A 23840-nucleotide genomic window follows, 5' to 3' on the forward strand; every position below is an offset into this window, starting at 1 on the left:
CGCCATGCGCCGTGGAGGTCAGTGGCTAGCGGCGCATGCCGACATGCGCAATACCGTCCTCCAGGTAGGCCTCACCTGCGATCTTGAAACCATGACGGGCGTAGTAGTCCTGCAGATGTGCTTGTGCTGACAGGTACACCGGCACGTCGGGCCAGAGCTGCTCGGCATGCTTCAAACCTTGCTCCATCAGTTCATGCCCCAAGCCTTTTCCGCGTGCGTGCGGTGCGATCACCACCCGACCGATCACCACGTCACCGCCCTGCGATGTGGGGTCGAGCAGACGCAGATAAGCCACCAACGTGTCGTCCTGCCATGCCATCAAGTGGCAGGTGTCACTGGCCAGGTCCTCCCCGTCGATGTCCAGATAGGGGCATTTCTGTTCAACGACGAATACTTCCGAGCGTAGTTTGAGGATGGCGTAGAGCTGTTCCTTGCCAAGGTCCGAGTGGTGTTTGCAGAGCCATTCGATGGGCATGATAGGCCTCGTCCTGATGTCAATGACTCATCATGGCAGAGCACTGTGCCCACGACGAGACTGAAGTTGCGGCGGATTGTGTCTGTTGTGCGCCCGATCAACCGTGCAGGCAAATAGCTATTATTTTCGCTGCCCGAGCCCTTCATCTTTGTGTAATCTGAATGGGCCTTCTAGAGTTCTTGCACCAGGTGCATTTTCAGGCAGTTGGACATTGGCGCTGGCAGGGTGCTCGCTAAGGGATTTGAGCATGTCTGTATTGCTTCGAGTCTTGGTTTTGCTTGGATTGCTTTGCTCAACGTCCCCCCTGATCGCAGCGGACAAGCTCAAGCTTGTGGCGGATGCCTGGCCTCCGTTCACCGATGCCAGCCTGGAAGGGGGCGGGCTGGCTACGGCGATTGTTACCACAGCGCTCAAGCGTGCCGGCTATGACAGCGAATTTGAGCAGGCCCCTTGGGCGCGGGCATTGATGGGCGTAGGCGAAGGCCGTTACGACATCCTGGTCAATGCCTGGTACAACGACTCACGTACACGGATCGGGGAATTTTCGGCCGGGTACCTGACCAACCGCATACGCTTGCTCAAGCGCAAGGATGAAGCGATTACCTTCCAGGGCCTGGCGGATTTGTATCCCTATCCGATCGCGGTCGTTCGTGACTATGCATACTCCCTCGGCTTCGATGCCGATAGCCGCTTGCAGAAGATTCCGGTGCGCAGCTTTTCGGTGGCGGTGCGAATGCTGGCAGCAAGCCGGGTAAGCTTGACCCTTGAGGACGAGTACGTCGCTCGCCATTTTCTCAAGCAGGAACCTGCGCCTGTTCGCGACAGCGTTGAGTTTTTCGGCAAGCCGCTCAGTGAAAACAGCCTGCACATTCTGGTCAGCCTGAAAAACCCTCGTCATCAGCAAATCGTTGCCGCGTTCGATCAGGCTATCGTGGCGATGCGGGCCGATGGCAGCTATGCCCGCCTGCTCAAACAGTACGGTTTGTGATCAGGCCGCAGACTCTTTGATCAGATGCGCCGCCAAGGTGCGCAGCGGGCCCAGTTGGCGGCAGATCAAGGCCAGCTGGGTTTGGACCAGTCGTTGGGTCTCGTCGATTTCTTCGGGTACTTGTTCCAGTCTGCTGGCGAGGGCTTCCTCGTCATCGCTGTGAATCGCAACGGGTAGTTTGGTCGACAGGCCGACGGCGATTTCATCGAGGCTGTCTGCCAGGCGTGCCCCGGCCCCTTCGACCAGCTCGGTACGTGCCTCGGCCGCGAGGACGCTATCGCGATGGGCGCCGAGGCCTGAAAGGTAGCTGAGCAGGGTGTGCGACAACACCAGGAATCGAAAGCCGACATCCGCCTCCTTTCGGAAATGCCCGGGCTCCATCAGCATGTTGGCCAAGGTGGTCGACAGCGCCGCATCGGCGTTGTGGGCGTTGCGGCGCGCCAGGCGGTAGGCCAGGTCGTCGCGCTTGCCGTTGGCATACTGTTGGAGGATTTGGCGCAGGTAAATGCTGTTGCAACTCAGGGTATTGGCCAGCACCTTGTTCAACCGCCGCCCCTGCCAGTCTGGCAGGAACAGGAAGACTGCGAGGATGGCGATCAGGCTGCCAATCAACGTATCGAACAGGCGTGGCAAGAACAGCCCGTAGCCGTCACCGATCTGGTTGAAACAGAACAGCACCATCAGAGTGATCGCTGCCGTGGCCAGGGTGTAGCGGGTGGTTCGGTAGACGAAAAACACCACGCCGGCGACAACTGCGAACATCGACTGGATCAGCGGGTTGGGGAACAGGTCGAACAATGCCCAGCCAACGGTAAGGCCAATCCCCGTTCCAATGATCCGCTGCACCAGCTTGCGTCGCGTGGCGCCATAGTTGGGCTGGCAGACGAACAACGTGGTGAGGATGATCCAGTAGCCTTGGGTGGGGTGGATCAGGTGCACCATGCCATAACCGATCGACAGTGCCAGCGGCAGGCGCAACGCGTGACGAAACAGCAATGACGTCGGCGTCAGCTGTTGGCGTAGCCGATTCCAGACATCCGCCAGGCTGTGGGGCGAGCGGTCGAGCAGGCTGGAGTCACTATTGTCAGCCAGTTTGTCGGGGTTGCTCGCGTCGCTGAGCAGGCGGTCCAGTGTGGCCAGGTTGGCCGCCAGGGCGCGAAGCGAACGGAGCAGGCCGCGCCAGGCTGGGTTGTTTTGACTGCGCAGGTGCTCGAGTGAGGCGTGCAGGTCTTCCTGGGCCTGGGCAAAGCCTGTGTCGTAGGTGAATGGCTGACGCAGCTGGATCGATTCTGAAAGCTGTTGGCAGGCCACGCCCTGTTGGCGCAACAGGCGTTGGCAGCGAAACAGTACATCGCTGTGGAAGAACGCCTCTGCCAGTGCGTTGTACGGGTAGTGCGACGAGCTGGCGCGCTCGTGGATGTCCTGGGCGAGGAAGTACAGTTTCAGGTAGCGACTGACTTTCGAGCCGGGGCGACCATTGCCGACCCGGTGCAGAATGACTTCCTTGGCGGCATTGAGCGCGGCCACCACCCGACCGTTCTGTTGTGCCAGTTCAAGGCGTCGTGCTTCGACATCCAACTGACGAATCGGCTCGAACAACGTGGACTTGAGCTTGAGGTAGCGGCTCAGCTCGCGAAACAGCCGGGCCAGGCTTTGCTGCACGGGCTGGTTGGAGAACAGGGCCTGCCAGAGAACCGAGAGCAGGCCGTACCAGGCAGCGCCGGCCACCAGCAGCAAGGGTTCGTGCCAGAAGTCGGTGACTTCGCCGCCGCGCTGGTCGACACCGATCATGGTGTACACCGAGAGAATCAGCGTCGCCGAGGCGATCGCGCCGTAGCGTTCGCCCAGTGCGCCGAGCATGGTCAGGCCGAAGGCCGCCAATGCCATGGCGCAGACAAACACAATGGGGTAAGGGAACAGCATCTCTACCGACAGCGCGGCGACGGTAAAGCAGACCAGGGTAACGGCCAGGGCGTTGAGTCGGCCTTGCCAGCTGTCATCGGTTTCTGCCAGGGCGCTGGCAATAATACCGAGGAACAGCGGGATCAGCAGGCCCATTTCGTCCCGGTACCAACACAGCGCCATGCTTCCGGTCAGGGCGATCGATACCCGGATGCTGTAGCTGAATTTATCCAGAGCCCAGAGGCGACGCAGTGAATGGCGCAACGATGTGGATGACATGGCGGGAGTCAGGCCTGCAGGGCAGTGATCGAAATTGAGCGGGTCGCGACGGCAAGCTGCCGTCGCGGTAATGTCCCAGCAAAATTTGTTCCGTGATGCGCCGATTCTACCGCGAAGGTTAGACGAATTGTGCGGCGGCGTAGGCCGAAGCCCACGCCCACTGGAAGTTGAAGCCACCGAGGTGGCCGCTGACATCCAGCACTTCGCCAATGAAATACAGGCCAGGGCTCTTGAGTGACTCCATGGTTTTGGAGGACACCTCGCGGGTGTCGACGCCGCCCAGGGTCACTTCGGCAGTGCGGTAGCCTTCAGTACCGGCGGGAACCAGTTGCCAGGCGCCGAGTTTCTCCGCGACCTGAGCCAGTTCAGCCGGGGTGTACTGTTTCATTGGCTTGGACACGAACCACTGCTCGGCCAGCAGGTTGGCCATTTTCTTGGTGAAGAGTTCACCGAGCAGGGTTTTCAGCTCGCTGTTGGGGCGTTCGGCTTGCTGCTGTTGCAGCCAGGTCAACGCGTCGTGGTCCGGCAGCAGGTTGATTTCCAGCGTATCACCGGCTTCCCAGAATGAGGAAATCTGCAGGATCGCCGGGCCGCTGAGGCCGCGGTGAGTGAACAGCAGGTTTTCGCGGAAGCTGACGCCGTTGCAGCTGGCGATACAGTCGACCGAGGTGCCGGACAGCTCGGTGCAGAGCGCCTTGAGCTGGTCGGTGATGGTGAAGGGCACCAGGCCTGCGCGGGTCGGCAGTACGCTGTGACCGAACTGACGCGCCACCTGATAACCAAAGCCGGTCGCTCCCAACGTCGGGATCGACAAACCGCCGGTGGCGATCACCAGCGACTGGCACTGCAGCTTGCCTGCACTGGTTTCCAGCAAATAGCCGCTTTCGAGTTTTTCGATCTGATCGATGCGGGTGTTCATGTTCAATTCGGCGCCTGCGGCGTCGCACTCGGCCAGGAGCATGTCGAGGATGTCGCTGGATTTATGGTCGCAGAACAGTTGGCCGAGTTTCTTCTCGTGGTACGGCACGCCATGCTTGCTGACCATCTCGATAAAATCCCACTGGGTGTAACGTGCCAGCGCGGATTTGCAGAAATGCGGGTTCTGCGAGAGAAAATTGCTCGGTTCGGTGTACATGTTGGTGAAATTGCAGCGCCCGCCACCTGACATCAGGATTTTCTTGCCCGGTTTGTTGGCGTGGTCGAGCAATACAACCTGGCGGCCACGCTTGGCGGCGGTCAGGGCGCACATCAGGCCGGCAGCGCCTGCGCCGATGATGATGACTTCGGTGGAACGCACTGCAAAATCCTCGGGTTGAAAGCTGAAACCGTGTCGTCCTGTCGCCAGCCAAGCCCGCTCCTGCAGGGGCGGGAGCCGGCTTTTCGGGTAATGGGATCAGACGATCCGCACGCGCAACGAGCGCCCTTTGATCTTGCCGCTGTTCAGGCGCTGCAAGGCCTGCTTGGCCACCGCACGTTCCACTGCGACAAAGGCCTGGAAGTCGAAAATCGCGATCTTGCCAACCTGAGTGCCTGGCAAGCCGGCATCACCGGTCAGGGCACCCAGAATGTCGCCCGGACGCAGTTTGTCCTTGCGGCCGGCAGCGATGCACAGGGTGCTCATGACCGGCAGCAGCGGGGCGCCGCTCTGGGGCTTGAGGCTGTCGAGCTGTTCCCAGCGCAGCGGCGCCTTTTGCAGGGCTTCGATTGCTTGGGCGCGATGACCTTCGGCAGGCGCCACCAGGCTTACGGCCAGGCCTTTCTCGCCTGCGCGTCCGGTACGGCCGACACGGTGTACGTGAATCTCGGCATCACGGGCCAGTTCGACGTTGATGACCATGTCCAGGGCGTCGATGTCCAGGCCGCGGGCGGCGACGTCGGTGGCGACCAGGACCGAGCTGCTGCGGTTGGCGAACAGGGTCAGGACCTGATCGCGGTCGCGCTGTTCCAGGTCGCCGTGCAGTGCCGCGGCGACGATGCCTTTGGCCTGCAGGTGCTCCACCACTTCCTGGCACTGCTGTTTGGTAAAGCAGAACGCCACGCAGGACTGTGGGCGGAAATGCCCGAGTACGCGGGTTACGGCTTCCAGGCGCTGTTCCGGATCAATTTCGTAGAAGCGTTGTTCGATCTGGTTGTCGGCGTGCAGGGCTTCAACCTTGACCTGCTGCGGGTCACGCATGAAGGCTGCCGACAGTTGCTTGATGCCGGCCGGGTAGGTTGCCGAGAACAGCAAGGTCTGACGGCGTTTCGGCGTTTGCCCGATGATGTCGGCGATGGCGTCGTAGAACCCCATGTCGAGCATCCGGTCTGCTTCATCGAGTACCAGGGTGTTGAGCCCGTCGAGCACCAGGGTGCCTTTGCTCAGGTGCTGCTGAATTCGCCCCGGAGTACCGACGATGATGTGCGCGCCGTGTTCCAGCGAGGCGATCTGCGGGCCGAGCGAAACCCCGCCGCAGAGGGTCAGGATCTTGATGTTGTCTTCGGCACGGGCCAGCCGCCGCAGTTCCTTGGCGACCTGGTCGGCCAGCTCACGGGTTGGGCACAGCACCAGGGCCTGGCAGCCGAAGTAGCGTGGATTGATCGGGTTGAGCAGGCCGATGCCGAAAGCGGCGGTCTTGCCGCTGCCGGTCTTGGCCTGGGCGATCAGGTCCATGCCCTTGAGAATCACCGGCAGGCTCTGGGCCTGAATCGGGGTCATCTGGGCGTAGCCGAGAGCGTTCAGGTTGGCCAGCATGGCGCTGGACAGCGGCAGGGTATCGAAGGCGGTGGCAATGGTGGTCACGAGGCGGGCCTGCAAAACAAAATGTCGCGCAGTGTACCAGTCTCGTGGCCATTCGCCCTAAGGCTCGATTTCAGGTTCCAGACGACGGGCACGCCTTCCGTCCGTCTTTGAAAGCTGCATGAAGATCGCTGCGGCCAACATGGCCATCAGGCCGATGGTCAGGAAGGTCAGTTGGAACGCACCCAGTGTGCTTTCCACCCCTTCGGCACTGCCCGCTGCGGTGAACCCGCCCAGCAGCGCACCGGCACAGGCGACACCCAGGCTCAGCGACAGTTGTGCCACCACGGAAAGCAGGCTGTTGCCGCTGCTGGCGCTGGCATCGTCGAGGTCGATCAGGGTCACGGTATTCATGGCGGTGAATTGCAGCGAGTTGACGGCCCCAAGCAGTGCCAATTGGACCAGCAGTACGGCGTAGGGTGTCTGTTCATCGACCAGTCCCATGCTGGCCAGCAGCACACCCAGCAGCAGGGTGTTGCCGGTGAGGATCGTACGGTAGCCGAGGCGCTCGATCAGGGGTTGGGCCACCGACTTGGCCAGCATCGCTGCGGCCGCCAGCGGGATCATGCTCATGCCGGCTTCTGCGGGCGAATAGCCCAGCGCGACCTGCAGCAGCAGTGGCACCAGAAAAGGCAGGGCACCACTGCCCAGGCGGGCGAACAGGTTGCCAAGAATACCCACCGAAAAGGTCCGGGTGCGAAACAATCGGGGCGAGAACAGCGGGTCATCCGTACTGCCGGCGCGCAGCCAATAGGCTGCCAGGCAGGCCATGCCGGCGAACAGCAGCAACATCACCCGCAGATGCGGCAGGTGCAGCTCGCCCAAGCCCTCCATGGCAATGGTGATCAGCACCATTGCCGCGCCGAACAGCAGGAAACCCATGCCGTCGAAACGCGTGCGCTCGGATCCGCGCAAGTCGGGGATGAATTTCCACACGGCATAGCAACCCACCGCCCCGACGGGCAGGTTGAGCAGGAAGATCCAGTGCCAGCTGAGTATTTCCACGAGCCAGCCGCCCAAGGTCGGTCCCAGCAGCGGGCCGAGCAGGCCGGGAATGGTGATGAAACTCATGATCCGCACCAGCTCGGAGCGTGGATAGGCGCGCAACACCACCAGGCGCCCGACGGGCAGCATCAGTGCGCCGCCCAGGCCCTGGATCACCCGTGCGGCGACCAGCATCCCGAGGCTGTCGGCCAAGGCGCAGAGCAGCGAGCCGATACTGAACAGCAAAATCGCGCCGAAGAAGATCCGTTTGGTGCCGAAGCGGTCGGCGATCCAGCCCGACGCGGGAATCAGCAAGGCCACAGTGAGCATGTAGGCGATGATGACGGACTGCATGCGCAGGGGGTCTTCGGCCAAGTCGCGGGCCATGGCGGGCAGGGCAGTGTTGAGGATGGTGCCGTCGAGTGACTGCATGAAGAAGGCGATGGCCACCACCCAGGGGATCCAGCGGGCGGTGGTGCTGTCTAGGGGCGCGCGATCAGGCATAGGACCTCTCTCCGATCTGGGGCCTTATCGCCGGTATTGCCGGCGATAAGCGGCTATCACAGGGTCAGCGTCAGGCATTTGACCAGCGCGCCCGGCAGGTGCGTAGAGCGGGTCTGGCGTTGGTCATAGGTGCTGGTCGACAGGATCAGCTCGCGGTCGCAGGTCAGTGCTTCCAACTGCGTACCGAGCAGGCTGTAGACGCTGTCGTCAAAGCGCATGGTGCTGACCGGTGCCTGGATTTTCCCGTCCTCAACCCAGAAGGTCGCGAAGCGGGTCAGGCCGGTCATGCGCGCTGCTGGCAGGTCTGAGTAGTTCAGGTACCAGAGGTTGCTGATGTACAGGCCCGTGCCCAGTTGGGCGAGGATTGCATCCGCCGCCAGTTCGCCGGGGGCCATGCTCAGTGCGCAGGGTGACTCATCGCTGTCGGCGCCATTGGCCAGCAACTCGAACTCGGCTGCACTGCGGGCACCGACCAGTCGTTGGTGGGCCTTGCCCTGTGCGATCAGCGAGAGGTCGCTGCGCGGGTAGCCTTCCTCGGAGAACGCCGGGCTGAGCGAGCCGCTGACCTGTTCGGCGATGCCGATCAGCGGGCTCAACTGTGCATCGCTGGCGTAAAGACGTTGTAGCGGGCTGTCCTTGTTGGCGATGGCCTGGGCGGAAAAACCACCCCAGCAGAGCATGCCGATGATTTCGTCCAGCGCTGCGGGCGCCAGGTAGGCACGGTACTGGCCGGGTGCGAGGACCTTGAGTGGGCGGTCCAGGTAGTCCAGTTGCTCGCGGGCCTGATGCAGGCGCAAGGCCAATGTCGCGGCGTCCCAGCATTGGCCGGCATAGTTGGCTTTGACGGCCTGCCCGTTGGCATGGAACAGGCTCCAGTCGAAGTTGAAGCTGTTGGCCTGATGCCAGCCAAAGGCGCCAAATGAGCTGGCGAAGCCTCGGCAGATCGGGCCTGCGGCGTAGATCCCGACCAGGTCCAGCCCCGTGGCACCTGCGGCGATCTGGGCGAGTACCTCGGCGGTGTCTGGCAGAGGCGTGTTCTGCACGTTGTGGCTATGCCAGACGGCCTCGTTGAGTTTCAGGTAGGGGTCGACCGGGATCAGCGGCAAGGTCTGGCGCAGTTGTGCCAGGGCCTGCTGCAGGCGTTGGAGGTCAACGTCGCTGTCCCCGCTGAGGGTGAGTTGAAAGTCGGCCTGACGTCCGCTGTCGATCAGTTTGAGGCTGGCACTGGCTTGCGCGACGTTGCCGGCCTGGCGGACCTGGGCATGGTTGAAACGAATGAAATGCGACTGCTCGGCGCTGTAGCTCAGGGTGAAGTGTTCGGGGGCGTGCACGGCATCGCGCAGGCTGTTCACCAGGCGTTGGAAATGTTCCAGGTAGGCCATCAGGCATCTCCTCCGAATACGTCGATCTGGCTGAACACGCAGGCCGGTGAGGCATGCCCGACCCGAATCACCTGGTTGGGTTCGCCCTTGCCGCAGTTAGGTGTGCCGAGTACCTGGAAGGTGCTGGCATCGCCCACGGCGCTGAGGTTGCGCCAGAACTGTGCTGAAACGCCCCGATAATTTGGATTCTTGACCACGCCCTTGAGCTCGCCGTTTTCGATCAACTGGCCCCACTCGCAGCCGAACTGGAACTTGTTGCGCGCATCGTCGATGGACCACGAACGGTTGGTTTTCATCAGAATGCCGTGTTCGATGCCGCTGATCAGTTGCGCCAGGCTCTGTTCGCCCGGCTCGATATTGAGGTTGGCCATGCGGTCGATCGGTGCACGGTTCCAGCCACAGGCGCGGCTGTTGGCAACGCCATCGAGGCCGGAGCGGAACTGCGACAACGCACTGCCCAGGGGGCGTAGCAGCAGGCCGTCACGGATCAGGAAGGTCTTGTGTGCCGGCGTACCATCATCGTCATGGGCATAGCTGGCCAGTTGTTCCGGGATATCGGGATCGAAGGTGACATTCAGCAACGTGGAGCCGTACTGTAAATGGCCGAAGTCGCTGGCGTTGACGAAGCTGGTGCCTGCGTAGTTGCGCTCGTCACCGAGGATGCGGTCCATTTCAAGTGGATGGCCGATGGACTCGTGGATCTGCAGCATCATCTGGTCGGGCATCAACAGCAGGTCGCGCACGCCGCTGGGCGTATTGGGTGCCAGCAGCAGTTGCAGTGCCTGGTCGGCGACCAAGGCGCCGGCACCTATCAGCCCGCAACGCTCGATCACATCGAACCCGCCCTGCTGGCCGAAATTTTCCCGGCCCAGGCTGCGGCTTTGGCTGTCCTGACCGTCAAAGGCGGTGACCCCGAACCCTGGATAAACGAAGCGCTGGGCCTGGCGCAGCTGCGCGCCAGCGTTGTTCAGGTAAATCTGTTCGACCGTGGTGATGCCCAGGCTGGCCTGCCAATTCACCAGGCGCGAGTCCGCCGGTACGCTGGCTGATTCGCTGGCCAGTAGCGCATAGCAGTCGCTAAGGCTGGGAAACGGCTGCGCAAGGTTGGGGGAGCAGTAGTCGGCCTGAGCGCTGGTCACCGGCTGCAGGCTCAGGTTGAGCAGGGCGTGGCCGTTGATGCTTCGGGCCAGTGTTTCGGCCTGCTCCAGCGCGCGTTGCAGGCCCGCCTGGGACAGGTCGGCGGTTGCTGCATAGGCTTCCACGCCGTTGAGGCGTACTGTCAGCATCGCCCCTTCATCGCAACCCAGGCTGGGTGGCTCGGCGACGTTCTTGCGTACCGACAGGTGTTGTCGGGACTCCTGCACATAGCGCAGCGAGAAGAATTCGGCGGTGCTGCGCAAGGCTGCGAAGCGCTGGCGCAGCAATGCGGTGACATCGAACATGGGTGAACCTCCGTGCGCGCGGTGGCTCCCCCTCAGAACCACTCGTGATGCGCGCTCATTATGGCAGCCCGTTACTTTCCGGGTGAGGAAAAAGCGCGCTGTGCATTGAGTGCCTTTTTTGGGGTTTGGGATGCGTCCTACTTGCCGCTGGGATGCGGACTACATCAAAGGGATTGTTCGATCTGGCTTGATGGCAAACCAACACGTCTCTAGGTCGCAGCCGTGCAAATCGAAATACGCGAACTTCAACTTACGTCAGCGTGTCACGTTCGGCCGAAGCGCCAATGTGGGCAGAAGAAAGGTTTGTACTGAATGAGCGCAAAAGACAGTGGCTGCAAGTCGACGGTGTGGTTTGCATGGGGATGGTTTGATGTTCTCTACATCGCGTTGTACGTGACGACAAATCTACGGCACGACAAAGTGCCGTACCTGGCCGCGTGGGAAATGACATTGGCTTATTGGGGTGACCTGGGGCCTGCCCAAGCGCTGAAGCTCGTGCTGAATTGGGTGCTGCAGGTGTCGTTATTTGTTAGCTGTTTTTTATTCTTGGCCCAGCGAGATGCCGCGAGGTGGGTTGGCTACTTGCAGATGCCCTTGAGGATTTTTTTCATTGCGCCCTCAGTGTCGGTTTTAGTGCTGGGTGCTCAATTTTTTCCGGACCGTAGCACGGTGTTAATGGTGGTGTTGGCTATTGCGTCTGAACTAATGAAATTCTGGAGTCTTCGCACGTTTGGTGGGCGCGCTGCAGCTTGCTGATAAAGCCAACTTCCACAGTGGTTAGCGCCAGCACGCTGTGGCGGTTACTGTCTTTGGCTTGAAAAACAAACCCCCGCTAAAGAGCGGGGGTTTGTCAGCTGTCTGAGGTGCGCGAACGCGCCTCTTTTGCTTGTTTGGGTGCGAATCGCTTAGCCGATGGTCATCAGGCTCGCGTTACCACCCGCTGCAGCGGTGTTGACGCTCAGTGCACGTTCGATCACCAGGCGCTCCAGAGCAATCGTGGTTTCGCCCGAGGACAGGCCCTGGACGCCGACGATGGCACCGGCACGCTTGGCCACCTGCTCGCAAACGCTGCGCAGTTGGTCGGAGTCGCCGTGGTGCAGAACAGCGTCGAATACGACGTCGTCCTTGTTCCACTCGGCCACCAGCTTGATGCGGGCTTGTACGTCTTTTGGCAGGCGAGTGCGCAGGGTTTTGCCCAGTGCATTGTCTGGCCATACCGCCGAACTACCGACCGCCAGTACCGCCGCCAGTTGCGTCAGCAGGTCAGCTTCGCCTTCGGCCAGGCACAGTACATGCTCGCGTGGCAGGATGGTGTAGCTGTTGCGCTCGCCGGTCGGGCCGGTGAGGACGCGTGTGATCCCGCTTTGCGACTGCTCGGCAAACTGCTCGCAGAGTGCGCCCAGCTCGACCATCTGGTTGCTGCCAGCCCAGGCTTTCAGGGCCTGCAGTGGCTTGGTCAGGCTGTCGTGCATCTGGGTGTCTGGCGTGTTTTCGCCGTCGGTACGCTTGAACGATTGTTCGATGGCGTTGGCCGGACGGGTCGACAGCAGGCGGTACAGGTACAGCGGGCCACCTGCTTTCGGGCCGGTGCCCGACAGGCCTTCACCGCCGAACGGTTGTACACCGACCACGGCGCCGACGATGTTGCGGTTGACGTAGACGTTGCCGGCGTTGACGCTGCCGACGACCTTGGCAATGGTCTCGTCGATACGGGTGTGCACGCCCAGGGTCAGGCCGTAACCGGAGCCGTTGATCTGGTCGATCAGTTGGTCCATCTCCTTGCGCTTGTAGCGCACGACGTGCAGTACCGGGCCGAAGATCTCGCGTTGCAGCTCATCGAAGCTTTCCAGCTCGATCAGTGTCGGCATGACGAAGGTGCCGCGTTTGCATTCTTCGGTATCGGCGATAGCCACTTGATAGACCGAGCGGCCTTTCTCGCGCATGCCCTGGATGTGCTTCTCGATGCCGGCCTTGGCTTCGGCGTCGATCACCGGGCCAATGTCCACGGACAGACGTTCCGGGTTGCCCATGCGGTATTCCGCCATGGCGCCCTTGAGCATTTCGATCACGCGGTCAGCCGAGTCTTCCTGCAGGCACAGCACGCGCAGTGCCGAGCAACGTTGACCGGCGCTGTCGAAGGCCGACGTCACCACGTCCATGACCACTTGTTCGGTCAGTGCCGAGGAGTCGACGATCATGGCGTTCTGGCCACCGGTTTCGGCGATCAGCGGAATCGGACGGCCCTGGTTGTCGAGACGACCGGCGATGTTGCGTTGCAGCAGACGCGCGACTTCGGTGGAACCGGTGAACATGACACCTTTGACGCGCTCGTCACCAACCAGGCGGGCACCGACGCTTTCGCCGCGGCCTGGCAGCAGTTGCAGCACGCCTTCTGGAATGCCGGCTTCGAGCAGCAGGCGTACCGCTTGCGCTGCGACCAGCGGGGTTTGTTCGGCAGGCTTGGCCAGTACCGGGTTGCCTGCGGCGAGCGCAGCTGCCACCTGACCGCTGAAGATTGCCAGCGGGAAGTTCCACGGGCTGATGCAGACCACTGGGCCCAGTGGGCGGTGGGCGTCGTTGCTGAAGTCGTTGCGTGCCTGCACTGCGTAGTAGCGCAGGAAGTCTACGGCTTCACGCACTTCGGCGATGGCGTTGGCAAAGGTCTTGCCAGCTTCGCGAGCCAGCAGGCCCATCAGCGGCTGGATATCGGCTTCCATCAGGTCGGCGGCGCGCTCCAGAATGGCGGCGCGTTCTGCCGGAGGCGTGGCCTGCCAGATCGGTGCGGCATTCAATGCACACTGAATGGCGTTGTCGACGTCTTCGATGTTGGCTTCCTGAACGTGACCGACCTGATCGCGATGATCGGCGGGGTTCAGTACCGGCTGCTGAGTGCCTGCGCTGGCAGCGCAACCGAGCATCGGTGCCGCCAACCAGTTGTTGTGGGCGCTGCTGAGCAGAGCACAGGACAGCGAAGCCAGGCGGTGTTCGTTGGCCATGTCGATGCCGGCGGAGTTCGCCCGCTCGCTGCCATACAGTTCGCGCGGCAATGGAATGCGTGGGTGCGGCAAGCCAGCGCTGCCTTCCTGGGTGGCCATGCGCTCGATGGTTGCAACCGGGTCGGCCACCAGCTCTTGAATGGAGATGGAGTGGTCGGCAATACGGTTGACGAACGAGGTGTTCGCGCCGTTTTCCAACAGGCGGCGAACCAGGTAGGCCAGCAGCGTTTCGTGGGTACCGACAGGTGCATACACGCGGCATGGACGGTTCAGCTTGCCATCGGCAACCTTGCCCACGACTTGCTCGTACAGTGGTTCACCCATGCCGTGCAGGCACTGGAACTCGTACTGACCCGGGTAGTAGTTCTGCCCGGCGATCTGATAGATGGCCGACAGGGTGTGGGCGTTGTGGGTGGCGAACTGCGGGTAGATGGCTTCCGGTACCGACAGCAGCTTGCGGGCGCAGGCGATATAGGAAACGTCGGTGTACACCTTGCGGGTGTAGACCGGGTAGCCTTCCAGGCCTTCGACCTGGGCGCGCTTGATCTCGCTGTCCCAGTACGCGCCTTTCACCAGGCGGATCATCAGGCGGTGACGGCTGCGGCGTGCCAGGTCGATCACGTAGTCGATGACGTGCGGGCAGCGCTTCTGATAAGCCTGGATAACGAAACCGATACCGTTCCAGCCCGCCAGTTGTGGTTCGAAGCACAGGCGCTCGAGCAGGTCCAGCGACAGCTCCAGGCGGTCGGCTTCCTCGGCGTCGATGTTCAGGCCGATGTCGTACTGCTTGGCCAGCAGGGTCAGCGACAGCAGGCGCGGGTACAGCTCGTTCATCACGCGCTCGTACTGGGCACGGCTGTAACGAGGGTGCAGGGCCGAGAGCTTGATCGAGATGCCCGGGCCTTCATAGATGCCACGGCCGTGAGAAGCCTTGCCGATCGAGTGAATCGCCTGCTCGTAAGAGGCCAGGTATTTCTGTGCGTCATGCTCGGTCAGTGCGGCTTCGCCAAGCATGTCGTAGGAGTAGCGGAAGCCTTTGGCTTCAAAGCGAGTGGCGTTGGCCAGCGCTTCGGCAATGGTTTCGCCGGTGACGAACTGCTCGCCCATCAGGCGCATGGCCATGTCGACGCCCTTGCGGATCATCGGCTCGCCGCTCTTGCCGATGATGCGGCTGAGCGAAGCGGTGAGGCCGGATTCGTTGTGGGTCGAGACCAGTTTGCCGGTCAGCAGCAAGCCCCACGTGGCCGCGTTGACGAACAGCGACGGGCTGTTGCCCAGGTGCGGCTGCCAGTTGCCGGTGCTGATCTTGTCGCGGATCAGGGCGTCACGGGTGCCTTTGTCCGGGATGCGCAGCAGCGCTTCGGCCAGGCACATCAGTGCTACGCCTTCCTGGGACGACAGGGAGAACTCCTGCAGCAGGCCCTGAACGACACCGGCGCGACCGCTGGCGCTCTTCTGGTTACGCAGCTTCTCGGCGATACCGGCGGCCAGTTTGTTGGCGGCATCGGCCATGGCTGCCGGCAGGCGAGCCTGCTCCAGCAGCATCGGCACGACTTCCTGCTCGGGGCGGCGATAGGCCGATGTAATGGCCGAGCGCAGAACGGACTGCGGCAGGATGCTTTCGGCGAACTCGAGGAAGCACTGGTGAGCGTGATCAGGTTGCACTTCGCCGGCTTCGTCAGCGTGGTTGTGGGCCTGTCCGGCGAGTTCGGTCAGGGTGGCGCCACCCTCGAGCCTTTCCAGGTAATTGAAAATCGCCTGTTTGATCAACCAGTGCGGCGTGCGGTCAATGGACTGCGCAGCTGCTTTGAGTCGCTCACGGGTCGGGTCGTCGAGTTTGACCCCTAGGGTGGTCGTCGCCATTTCTTATCCTCATTATCGCCACGTGATGTGGCACTAGCTGGCGCAAAGATTAGCTGTGGCGGGGTCAGGGTGCAACCTGGTGCAACCCAATTTTCGTACAAAAAAAGTGCAGCTCGTCCGACAGTTTGAGGGGCTCAGCCGTTTTGGCTGTTTAGGGTGCATTTACTTCTGTAGATCGTGCTTTTTGCTCCATAAGGGAGCAAAAAGTGGTCGTCATCGGAAATATCCGACGAGGTGCAACTGGATTGCAGAAATTGGTTGCACCTTCTTTGCGTTGTTGCATAGCATTCGCGGCCTCGGTGCAACCTCGCTTGAGGTCAGGTGTACCCGTGCGGGGCTTTATCTGGAAGTCTTCGCATCACTCCATGCGCGGTTGGGCTTCAGTGCTACCCGTGACGAGCGTTCAGGGAATGAACGGCTTTGCCGGCGGCATCAGCCAACTGCGGCTACCATAAAAACAAATTCCAGGGCGCAACATCATGAGTGCAAGCAACCCAACCCTGATCACCTTCGTGATCTACATCTTGGCGATGGTGCTGATCGGCTTCATGGCCTATCGCTCCACCAACAACCTTTCCGACTACATTCTGGGCGGCCGCAGCCTGGGTAGCGTGGTAACCGCGCTCTCGGCGGGTGCCTCGGACATGAGCGGCTGGCTGCTGATGGGCCTGCCAGGCGCGATCTACATGTCGGGTCTGTCGGAGGCCTGGATCGCTATCGGCCTGATCATCGGTGCCTACCTGAACTGGCTGTTCGTTGCCGGGCGCCTGCGTGTTCAAACCGAATACAACGGTGACGCGCTGACCCTGCCGGACTACTTCACCAGCCGTTTTGAAGACAAGAGCGGCCTGCTGCGGATCATCTCCGCGGTGGTGATTCTGGTGTTCTTCACGATCTACTGTGCTTCCGGCATCGTTGCAGGTGCCCGTCTGTTCGAAAGCACCTTCGGCATGTCCTATGAAACTGCCCTGTGGGCAGGTGCAGCCGCCACGATCGCCTACACCTTTGTTGGTGGTTTCCTGGCTGTGAGCTGGACCGATACCGTCCAGGCGACCCTGATGATCTTCGCGCTGATTCTGACGCCGATCATTGTTCTGCTCGCCACCGGTGGCGTCGATACGACCTTCCTGGCCATCGAAGCGCAAGACCCGGCGAACTTCGACATGCTCAAAGGCACTACCTTTGTCGGCATCATTTCGCTGATGGGTTGGGGTCTGGGTTACTTTGGTCAGCCGCACATCCTGGCGCGCTTCATGGCGGCAGATTCGGTCAAGTCGATCGCCAAGGCTCGCCGTATCTCCATGACCTGGATGATCCTGTGCCTGGTCGGTACCTGTGCCGTCGGTTTCTTCGGTATTGCCTACTTCTCGGCGCACCCTGATCTGGCCGGCCCTGTGACCGAGAACCATGAGCGTGTGTTCATCGAGCTGGCCAAGATCCTGTTCAACCCATGGATCGCAGGCGTGCTGCTGTCGGCTATTCTGGCTGCCGTAATGAGTACCCTGAGCTGCCAACTGCTGGTGTGCTCCAGTGCGTTGACCGAAGACTTCTACAAGGCTTTCCTGCGCAAGAGTGCTTCTCAGCTTGAGCTGGTCTGGGTCGGTCGTCTAATGGTGCTGGCCGTAGCGCTGATTGCGATTGGCATCGCCGCCAACCCTGAGAACAAGGTACTGGGCCTGGTGAGCTATGCCTGGGCGGGCTTCGGCGCTGCTTTCGGTCCTGTGGTACTGATCTCCGTGTTGTGGAAAGGCATGACCCGTAATGGTGCGCTGGCCGGTATCCTGGTCGGTGCGATTACCGTGGTTGTCTGGAAGCATTTCGCCCTGCTGGGGCTGTACGAAATCATCCCGGGCTTCATCCTGGGCGCCCTGGCAATCGTGCTGGTCAGCACCCTGGGTCGTCCGTCGCAAGGTATGGTTGCCCGTTTTGAGAAGGCCGACGAGGCGTTCAAGAAGGGTCATTGATCGGTTAATGCTGGTCTGTGCCTGACAACGGCCCGATCTCTTCCAGAGGTCGGGCCGTTGTCGTTTTGCCTGGCCCCTGCGACAGGGTAAACTTGTCGGCCTTGCAGGAGTTGCCATGAACTATCGTCACGCCTTCCACGCCGGCAACCATGCCGACGTCTTCAAACACCTTGTGTTGACCCGCCTCATTGCGCTGATGTCGCGCAAGGAGCAGCCGTTCGCCTACATCGATACCCACGCCGGCCTTGGCTTGTATGACTTGCAGGGCGATCAGGCGACACGCACCGGCGAGTACCTTGAGGGTATCGGGCGCCTGTGGGGGCGTGACGACCTGCCCGAGTTGGCTGCCGATTACCTGCGCATCCTCAAGCGCATGAACCGGGATGGCGAATTGCGCTATTACCCGGGTTCGCCTGAGCTGGCGCGGCGTCTGGTGCGTGATCAGGATCGCGTGCTGCTCAACGAAAAACACCCGGAAGACGGTCGTCTGCTCAAAGAGAACATGAAAGGTGATCGACGCGTTGCAGTGCACCTTGGCGAAGGCTGGCACGTGCCGCGTGCCTTGCTGCCCGTTCAGGAGAAGCGTGCGGTGATGCTGATCGACCCGCCTTTTGAGCAACTCGATGAGCTCAAGCGATGCAGTCAGGCCATGAAAGAGGCCATCGGCCGTATGCGACAGACCGTCGCGGCGATCTGGTACCCGATCAAGGAAGAGCGTCAACTGACGCGCTTTTATCAGGACCTGACCAGTACAGGGGCGCCGAAACTGCTGCGGGTTGAATTGCTGGTGCATCCCTTGGATACCCCGCAAAGCCTGAACGGTTCCGGCCTGGCCATTGCCAATCCGCCATGGGGGCTGGAAGAGGAGTTGCGCGAGCTGCTGCCATGGCTTGCGCAAGTACTCGGTCAGACACAAGGCAGCTGGCGTATGGACTGGTTGATCGCTGAATGAGTCGGCGCGCAGTGCTGGGTTGCGCGCTGCTTTACGTTATAATCCCGCTCTTTGGCTGCCGCTTGCCACACGCGCAGGGGCACATTTTAAAAGTTTGAAGAGGCTAGACCCTTGGCATTGACGATTCTTGGCCTGTCCGGCGCCCTTAGCCATGATCCTTCCGCGGCCCTGTATATCGACGGCAAACTGATTGCTGCCGCTGAAGAAGAGCGCTTCGTGCGCGATAAACATGCAAAGAACCGCATGCCCTACGAATCGGCGAAGTTCTGCCTGGAGCAGGCCGGGATCAAACCGTCCGACGTCGATGTCGTCGCGATTCCGTTTGCCCCGATCAGCCTGTTCGGCAAGGCTCGCTGGCACTACGCCAAGCGTTACTGGTATGCCCCTGATCGTGCCCTTGACGCGATTCTGATGGGCAACCGCCGCTACAAGCGTTACCGCAAGAAAATCGTCTGGTGCCTGGAGCAACTGGGCTTTGATCCGAAGAAGATCAAGATCGAGCCGGTCGAGCACCACCTGGCTCACGCTTCCAGCGCTTACCACTGCTCTGGCTTCAAGGAGAAGACTGCGATCCTCGGGATCGACGGTAAGGGCGAGTACGCCACCACGTTCTTCGGCTATGGCGAAAACGGCAAGATTCACAAGATCAAGGAGTTCTTCGATCCGGACTCCCTCGGTGGCCTTTACGGTGCGATCACCGAGTTCCTCGGTTTCGAAATGCTCGATGGCGAGTTCAAGGTCATGGGCATGGCGCCGTATGGCGATGCCAGCAAGTATGACTTCTCGCGCCTGGCCAGCTTTGAGAATGGCGAGCTGGAAATCAACACCGAATACGCCAACGTCATCGGCCTGCGCCGCCATAAAGAGAAGGGCAAGGGCTTCTACTTCTCGCCAAAACTGATCGAGTGGCTGGGGCCGAAGCGTGAAGGCGATATCGCCGACGAGCCGTACATCCACTATGCGGCCAGCATGCAGGCGCTGTTCGAAAAACTGGCGTTGCAGATGATCGACCATTACCTGGGCGACATCCTCAAGGAAACCGGCAAGCTGGCGTTTGCCGGTGGTTGTGCGCTGAACGTCAAGCTGAACCAGAAGATCATTGCCCGTCCGGACCTGAAGGAACTGTTCGTTCAACCGGCTTCCGGTGACGCCGGTACCGCTGTCGGTGCGGCGGCCTATGTGTCGCACGCCCGTGGCGTTCCGGTCGAGAAGATGGAGCACGTCTACCTCGGCCCTGCGTACTCCAACGAGGACGTGATCGCCGCCTGTGCCCGTCATCCGAGCCAGCCAAAATGGCGCAAGATCGACGACATGCCGCAGCGCATCGCCAAGATCATGGTCGACGGCAATCCGGTGGCCTGGTTCCAGGGCCGCATGGAGTTTGGGCCACGTGCCCTGGGTGGTCGTTCGATCATCGGCTGCCCGAGCGTGCCGGGCGTGGCTAACCGGATTAACGAGCAGATCAAGTTCCGCGAGCGCTGGAGGCCATTCTGCCCGTCGATGCTCGACACGGTCGGCCCGCAGATGATCAAGGTCGATCACCCGGCGCCATTCATGACCTTCACCTTTGAAGTGGCGGAAGAGTGGAAAACCCGCGTGCCGGAAGTTGTCCATGAAGACGGCACTTCGCGGGCACAAGTACTCAAGCGTGAGTACAACCCGCGTTACTACGACATGATGAAAGCGCTGGAAGACCTGACGGGTAACGGTGTGTCGCTGAACACCTCGCTCAACCGTCGTGGCGAACCGATGATCTGCTCGCCGACCGACGCCTTGAACATGTTCTTCGGCTCCGACCTGCAATACCTGATCATGGAAGACATTCTGGTGGTCAAGGACGGTGCGGACAGTTATGACACCATCGGCTGAGCGGCATGTCCTGCAGTTCTGTCATGGTTATGACGGGCCGTTCCTGGACTGTGCCCGTCAGTATGCCAGCCTGTTTGCGGGCACGGGTTACCGGGTTACCACGGTTTTCCTGACCGGTGCTGCCGATCCACAGGTGGCTGCTGGCTGTGCGTCTGACGAAGTGCTGTTCATGGAATTCAGCTCGAAGGCCATTCGCGGCCTGAAGCTGGGGGCGATTCGCGCATTGCGCCGGATCGCTTCCAGCCGCCGTTTCAGCTTCTGCATTGCCCACCGTTTCAAGCCGATCTATGTGGCCTTGCTGGCGACGAATGTGCCGGTGATCGGAGTGCATCACGCATTCAGCGATTACAAGCGTGGCAGCCGGCAGTTATTTGCCAACCTGTTCCGTCGACGCCTGAGCCTGCTCGGCGTCTCTGATGCAGTGCGCGACGACATGCGCCACTGTTTGCCCAAGTGGCCGGAGCAGCGTATCCAGACCCTTTACAACCGTGTCGACATCGAGGCGCTGCAGGCGAGCTTGTTGCCTGCTGCCGAAGCGCGTCAGGCCCTGGGGTTGGACCCGCAGGCCTGGATCGTCGCCAACGTCGGTCGCCTGCACCCGGACAAGGACCAGGCCACGCTGCTGCGCGGCTTTGCCAAGGCGCTGCCGGGGCTGCCGGCCGGTGCTCGTCTGGCGATCATGGGCAAGGGGCGCCTGGACGAGAGCCTCAAGGCGCTGGCTGCCGAACTGGGAATCGCCGGACAGGTCGATTTCCTGGGCCAGGTAGCAGACGGTCGTCGCTATTTCCGCGCATTCGATGCTTTTGCCCTGAGCTCCGATCACGAGCCGTTCGGGATGGTTCTGCTGGAGGCCATGGTTGCTGGCTTGCCGCTGTTGGCGACAGCTTGTGGTGGGGCAAAGGAGGTCGTCGAGGGGGTCGGTATTCTGTTCCCGCTGGGTGATGCCGAGCGCCTTGCTCAAGGGCTGCAGCACCTGGCCGGCCTGGATGAGTCGCAACGCCAGGCCTGCGCCGAGCGCATGCTGCAGCGTCTGCGTGAACGTTTTTCCGATGTTGCCGTACGTGAGTCCTTCTGGCAGCTGCCAGCCGTCAGCGCATTGGCTGCGGAGGCTTGATGCTCAATCGAATCAAAGGCTGGCGCGAACGTGGCTGGCACGAAGTAGATGCTGCTGCCTATGAACAGGCCTGGCAGCGTTTTGGTGGCAGCGTTGCCACTCACCCGTTGGTGGTCGCGCAATTGGCCGACCTTGCCGAGATCCCGGTGCGCTACCTGGCCTGGGAAGCACAGGGTGAGCTGAAGGCGGTGATTCCAACCTGGGGGCGCTACCTGGCGCTGTCCAAGGACGTGCTCAAGCGTGCGGGCAAGAAAGGCTTGTTCGACTTGGGTAATGCCGAGTTGATTCTGCCTGCTGCGGCCGATGCTCAGGTGCCGCTGCGGCATGCCGGGCGTTACCTCTCCGAGTTGAATCAGGGCCGTTTCGCCAACCTCAAACCGCAAGTGGAGTCCTTGGCCATGGCCAGGACCCCGGAAGACCTGTCGAAGAAATTCCGTTACAACCAGCGCCGCGAGTTGCGTCTGCTGGAAGAGGCGGGTGGGCAGGTTCGTCCTGTGACCGACTTCAGCAGTGCGGAGCTAGCGGCCATGTACTGCGACCTGTTCCAGCGCCGCTGGACGTTCCCGGCCACGGGTGCCGAGCGTATGGCCGAAGTGCTTGAGCGCTTGCGTGAGCTGTTGATCGGTTCGGTGTTGTTTCTTGACGGTGCCCCCATCGCCATTCAATTGGTGTATCGGGTTGAAGCGCCGGAATGGATCAGCGTTGAGTACGTCAATGGCGGTGTCGATCCCGAAACCAAGGCGTTCAGCCCTGGCAGCGTATTGAGCTTCCTCAACACACAGAGCGCCTGGGAAGACGCCCGTGCGCGGAACAAGCCGTTGCGGTTTTCTTTCGGTCGTTCCGATCGCGAGTACAAGGACCGATGGTGCAACCCCGTTCCGGTGTTTCAGGTGTGAGCCGCAAGCAACAGTTGCTCAAGCGCCATCGGCGCAACAAGCGCCTGGGCTTGCTGCTCGGCCTGCTCGTGCTGCTCGGCGTGGGTGTCGGCGTTCACTGGTGGTTGCCACTGGTGCTGTTGCCGCTGCTGTGGGTGGCCCACGAAGCGTGGTTCGCCGACCACTTGTTCTATTCGCCAGCCGAGGATTACCAGTACACCTTCCCTGAAGGCTGTGAGCCGGTTGCGGTGTCACTGGCCGGCCAGGGCCTGCGCGTGACTCAGCCATTGCCAGTAACGGGTGACGAAACATTGATTCTTCAGGTCCGCCTGAAATGTACCTGGCTAGGGCGTTTCTTCGACCCTGCCGTCGAGGTGCTGGGCGGTGACGTCCCGGACCTGCAGACGTTCGAGCGCGGTGTGCGAGGCGTACGCTACCTCAACCTGACGGGCCAGGCGACGGCTGTAATGGCAGGTAATCTGCGCCTGCGTGGCCGGCATTGTCGGGTGCTGGAAGCATCGCAACTGTGGGTTGTGCGCAGCGGTGACCTGTACCCGCGGCGGGTCATGGTCATTGCGCCCCATGCCGATGATGCCGAGCTGGCCGCCTATGGCCTTTACAGCAAGGCCGCAGAATCCTGGATCGTGACACTGACGGCGGGTGAGATCGAGGCAGAGCATTACCAGCAGATGGGCCTTGAGCGTGCCGAAGCTGCACGCCTCAAGGGGCGTCTGCGTGCCTGGGACAGTATTGCGGTGCCACGCTGGGCGGGTGTACCGCAGGCGCAGTGCGTCCAGCTGGGGTACTTCTGCCTGCAGTTGCCTGCTATGCAAGCTGCACCGGATCAGCCGATGGCTTCTCGGGAAGCAGAGATGGCCGACACGCGGCTGTTCCGGCAGTTCAATAGTCTTGCCTTGCCAGGCGATCACGATGGTGCTCCGACCTGGAACAACCTGCTGGCTGACTTGCGAGCGCTGATTGTGCTGGCGCGTCCACAGGTGCTGGTGATGCCGCACCCGACACTCGACCCTCACCCCGATCACGTGTGCGCTCAGGCGGCGGTGCTTGAAGCCTTGCAAGGCCTTGAATGGCAGCCTGAAACCCTGTTGTGCTACGCCAACCACCTGCATGACAACGATCGTTGGCCGATGGGCGACAGCGGTGCAGGCGTGGCGTTGCCACCGCAAATGGAGGCTGGCCAAGGCTGGACTCCGCATAGCCTGGTGCTTGATCTGAATGCACAGCGTGACAAGGCCATGGCGCTGGGCATGATGCATGACCTGCAGCCTGCTCCCCCGTTCAAGCGGCGCCTGCGACGCCTGTTGCAGCGCTGGCTGGCAGGCCGCAAAGCGTCGCCCTACGGTGAGAATGAGTTTTTCCGTAAAGCAGTGCGTCGACATGAATTGTTCTGGCGCCGGGATCTGTAGGTCCAGGGCGTGATTGATAGCGGTAGCGCATGCGCCGTAAGGAAGACA

16 protein-coding genes are annotated in these 23840 nt (G+C 61.4%); 8 read left to right on the forward strand and 8 right to left on the reverse strand.

Going from position 1 to position 23840, the window contains the following annotated elements; translation table 11 throughout:
• Positions 1 to 25: 25 nt before the first annotated feature.
• A complete protein-coding gene (locus CS390_RS02370) occupies positions 26 to 475 on the reverse strand; it encodes a GNAT family N-acetyltransferase (protein WP_099773390.1) in 450 nt (149 codons plus the stop codon).
• Positions 476 to 722: 247 nt separating this feature from the next.
• On the opposite strand from CS390_RS02370, the gene CS390_RS02375 reads away from it, so the two are divergent.
• Positions 723 to 1463: an ABC transporter substrate-binding protein gene (locus CS390_RS02375; protein WP_099773391.1), complete on the forward strand. Its 741-nt coding sequence runs from the start codon at positions 723 to 725 to the stop codon at positions 1461 to 1463.
• On the opposite strand, the gene yccS is transcribed toward CS390_RS02375, so the two are convergent.
• The 6 genes from yccS to CS390_RS02405 all read right to left on the reverse strand — a co-directional run bounded on the left by yccS (position 1464) and on the right by CS390_RS02405 (position 10732).
• Positions 1464 to 3644 carry a YccS family putative transporter gene (gene yccS, locus CS390_RS02380; protein WP_099773392.1) on the reverse strand — a complete coding sequence of 727 codons (2181 nt, stop codon included), beginning with the start codon at positions 3642 to 3644 and terminating at the stop codon, positions 1464 to 1466.
• A gap of 118 nt (positions 3645 to 3762) precedes the next feature.
• Positions 3763 to 4941 carry an NAD(P)/FAD-dependent oxidoreductase gene (locus CS390_RS02385; RefSeq protein ID WP_065760293.1) on the reverse strand — a complete coding sequence of 393 codons (1179 nt, stop codon included), beginning with the start codon at positions 4939 to 4941 and terminating at the stop codon, positions 3763 to 3765.
• A 96-nt stretch (positions 4942 to 5037) separates the two neighbouring features.
• Positions 5038 to 6375: an ATP-dependent RNA helicase DbpA gene (gene dbpA, locus CS390_RS02390; RefSeq protein ID WP_256587614.1), complete on the reverse strand. Its 1338-nt coding sequence runs from the start codon at positions 6373 to 6375 to the stop codon at positions 5038 to 5040.
• Between the two features lie 105 nt (positions 6376 to 6480).
• Positions 6481 to 7908, reverse strand: coding sequence for a multidrug transporter subunit MdtD (mdtD, locus tag CS390_RS02395; RefSeq protein WP_099773393.1), 1428 nt, complete (start codon positions 7906 to 7908; stop codon positions 6481 to 6483).
• 56 nt (positions 7909 to 7964) lie between these two features.
• Complete coding sequence (locus tag CS390_RS02400) at positions 7965 to 9290, reverse strand: TldD/PmbA family protein (RefSeq protein ID WP_371918233.1); 1326 nt, start codon at positions 9288 to 9290, stop codon at positions 7965 to 7967.
• The gene (locus CS390_RS02405) at positions 9290 to 10732 is read right to left on the reverse strand and encodes a TldD/PmbA family protein (protein WP_099773394.1); all 1443 of its coding nucleotides are present in this window, start codon (positions 10730 to 10732) and stop codon (positions 9290 to 9292) included. The genes CS390_RS02400 and CS390_RS02405 overlap by 1 nt, the downstream gene beginning before the upstream one ends.
• A 312-nt stretch (positions 10733 to 11044) precedes the next feature.
• Between CS390_RS02405 and CS390_RS02410 the strand changes: the two genes are divergently transcribed.
• On the forward strand, positions 11045 to 11488 hold the full coding sequence (locus tag CS390_RS02410) for a hypothetical protein (protein WP_065760297.1): 444 nt from the start codon (positions 11045 to 11047) through the stop codon (positions 11486 to 11488).
• 149 nt (positions 11489 to 11637) lie between these two features.
• Here the strand turns inward: CS390_RS02410 and putA are convergent, their stop codons facing one another.
• Positions 11638 to 15591: a trifunctional transcriptional regulator/proline dehydrogenase/L-glutamate gamma-semialdehyde dehydrogenase gene (gene putA / locus CS390_RS02415; protein ID WP_099773395.1), complete on the reverse strand. Its 3954-nt coding sequence runs from the start codon at positions 15589 to 15591 to the stop codon at positions 11638 to 11640.
• Between the two features lie 479 nt (positions 15592 to 16070).
• Between putA and putP the strand changes: the two genes are divergently transcribed.
• From putP to CS390_RS02445, 6 genes are all read left to right on the forward strand, one after another.
• Complete coding sequence (putP, locus tag CS390_RS02420; RefSeq protein WP_099773396.1) at positions 16071 to 17555, forward strand: sodium/proline symporter PutP; 1485 nt, start codon at positions 16071 to 16073, stop codon at positions 17553 to 17555.
• A 115-nt stretch (positions 17556 to 17670) separates the two neighbouring features.
• Entirely contained in the window at positions 17671 to 18507 is an 837-nt protein-coding gene (locus tag CS390_RS02425) for a 23S rRNA (adenine(2030)-N(6))-methyltransferase RlmJ (RefSeq protein WP_065758711.1), read from the forward strand.
• Between the two features lie 111 nt (positions 18508 to 18618).
• Positions 18619 to 20376, forward strand: a complete 1758-nt coding sequence (locus tag CS390_RS02430; RefSeq protein ID WP_065758712.1) for a carbamoyltransferase — start codon at positions 18619 to 18621, stop codon at positions 20374 to 20376.
• A complete protein-coding gene (locus tag CS390_RS02435; protein WP_065758713.1) occupies positions 20360 to 21490 on the forward strand; it encodes a glycosyltransferase in 1131 nt (376 codons plus the stop codon). The genes CS390_RS02430 and CS390_RS02435 overlap by 17 nt, the downstream gene beginning before the upstream one ends.
• A complete protein-coding gene (locus CS390_RS02440) occupies positions 21490 to 22386 on the forward strand; it encodes an antimicrobial resistance protein Mig-14 (protein WP_099773397.1) in 897 nt (298 codons plus the stop codon). Before CS390_RS02435 ends, CS390_RS02440 begins: the two co-directional genes overlap by 1 nt.
• On the forward strand, positions 22383 to 23792 hold the full coding sequence (locus CS390_RS02445) for a PIG-L deacetylase family protein (protein ID WP_099773398.1): 1410 nt from the start codon (positions 22383 to 22385) through the stop codon (positions 23790 to 23792). Before CS390_RS02440 ends, CS390_RS02445 begins: the two co-directional genes overlap by 4 nt.
• Positions 23793 to 23840: the final 48 nt, after the last annotated feature.

This window comes from Pseudomonas sp. HLS-6 (genome assembly GCF_002753995.1).
GTDB lineage: Bacteria > Pseudomonadota > Gammaproteobacteria > Pseudomonadales > Pseudomonadaceae > Aquipseudomonas > Aquipseudomonas defluvii.

Excerpts from the sequence above, each read along its gene's own strand:
- CS390_RS02435 (WP_065758713.1), top strand. The coding sequence starts at position 20,360 with ATGACACCATCGGCTGAGCGGCATGTCCTGCAGTTCTGTCATGGTTAT.
- yccS (WP_099773392.1), bottom strand. The coding sequence starts at position 3,644 with ATGTCATCCACATCGTTGCGCCATTCACTGCGTCGCCTCTGGGCTCTG.
- mdtD (WP_099773393.1), bottom strand. The coding sequence starts at position 7,908 with ATGCCTGATCGCGCGCCCCTAGACAGCACCACCGCCCGCTGGATCCCC.
- putP (WP_099773396.1), top strand. The coding sequence starts at position 16,071 with ATGAGTGCAAGCAACCCAACCCTGATCACCTTCGTGATCTACATCTTG.
- CS390_RS02425 (WP_065758711.1), top strand. The coding sequence starts at position 17,671 with ATGAACTATCGTCACGCCTTCCACGCCGGCAACCATGCCGACGTCTTC.
- putA (WP_099773395.1), bottom strand. The coding sequence starts at position 15,591 with ATGGCGACGACCACCCTAGGGGTCAAACTCGACGACCCGACCCGTGAG.
- CS390_RS02440 (WP_099773397.1), top strand. The coding sequence starts at position 21,490 with ATGCTCAATCGAATCAAAGGCTGGCGCGAACGTGGCTGGCACGAAGTA.
- CS390_RS02370 (WP_099773390.1), bottom strand. The coding sequence starts at position 475 with ATGCCCATCGAATGGCTCTGCAAACACCACTCGGACCTTGGCAAGGAA.
- CS390_RS02375 (WP_099773391.1), top strand. The coding sequence starts at position 723 with ATGTCTGTATTGCTTCGAGTCTTGGTTTTGCTTGGATTGCTTTGCTCA.
- dbpA (WP_256587614.1), bottom strand. The coding sequence starts at position 6,375 with ATGCTGGCCAACCTGAACGCTCTCGGCTACGCCCAGATGACCCCGATT.
- CS390_RS02405 (WP_099773394.1), bottom strand. The coding sequence starts at position 10,732 with ATGTTCGATGTCACCGCATTGCTGCGCCAGCGCTTCGCAGCCTTGCGC.
- CS390_RS02400 (WP_371918233.1), bottom strand. The coding sequence starts at position 9,290 with ATGGCCTACCTGGAACATTTCCAACGCCTGGTGAACAGCCTGCGCGAT.
- CS390_RS02410 (WP_065760297.1), top strand. The coding sequence starts at position 11,045 with ATGAGCGCAAAAGACAGTGGCTGCAAGTCGACGGTGTGGTTTGCATGG.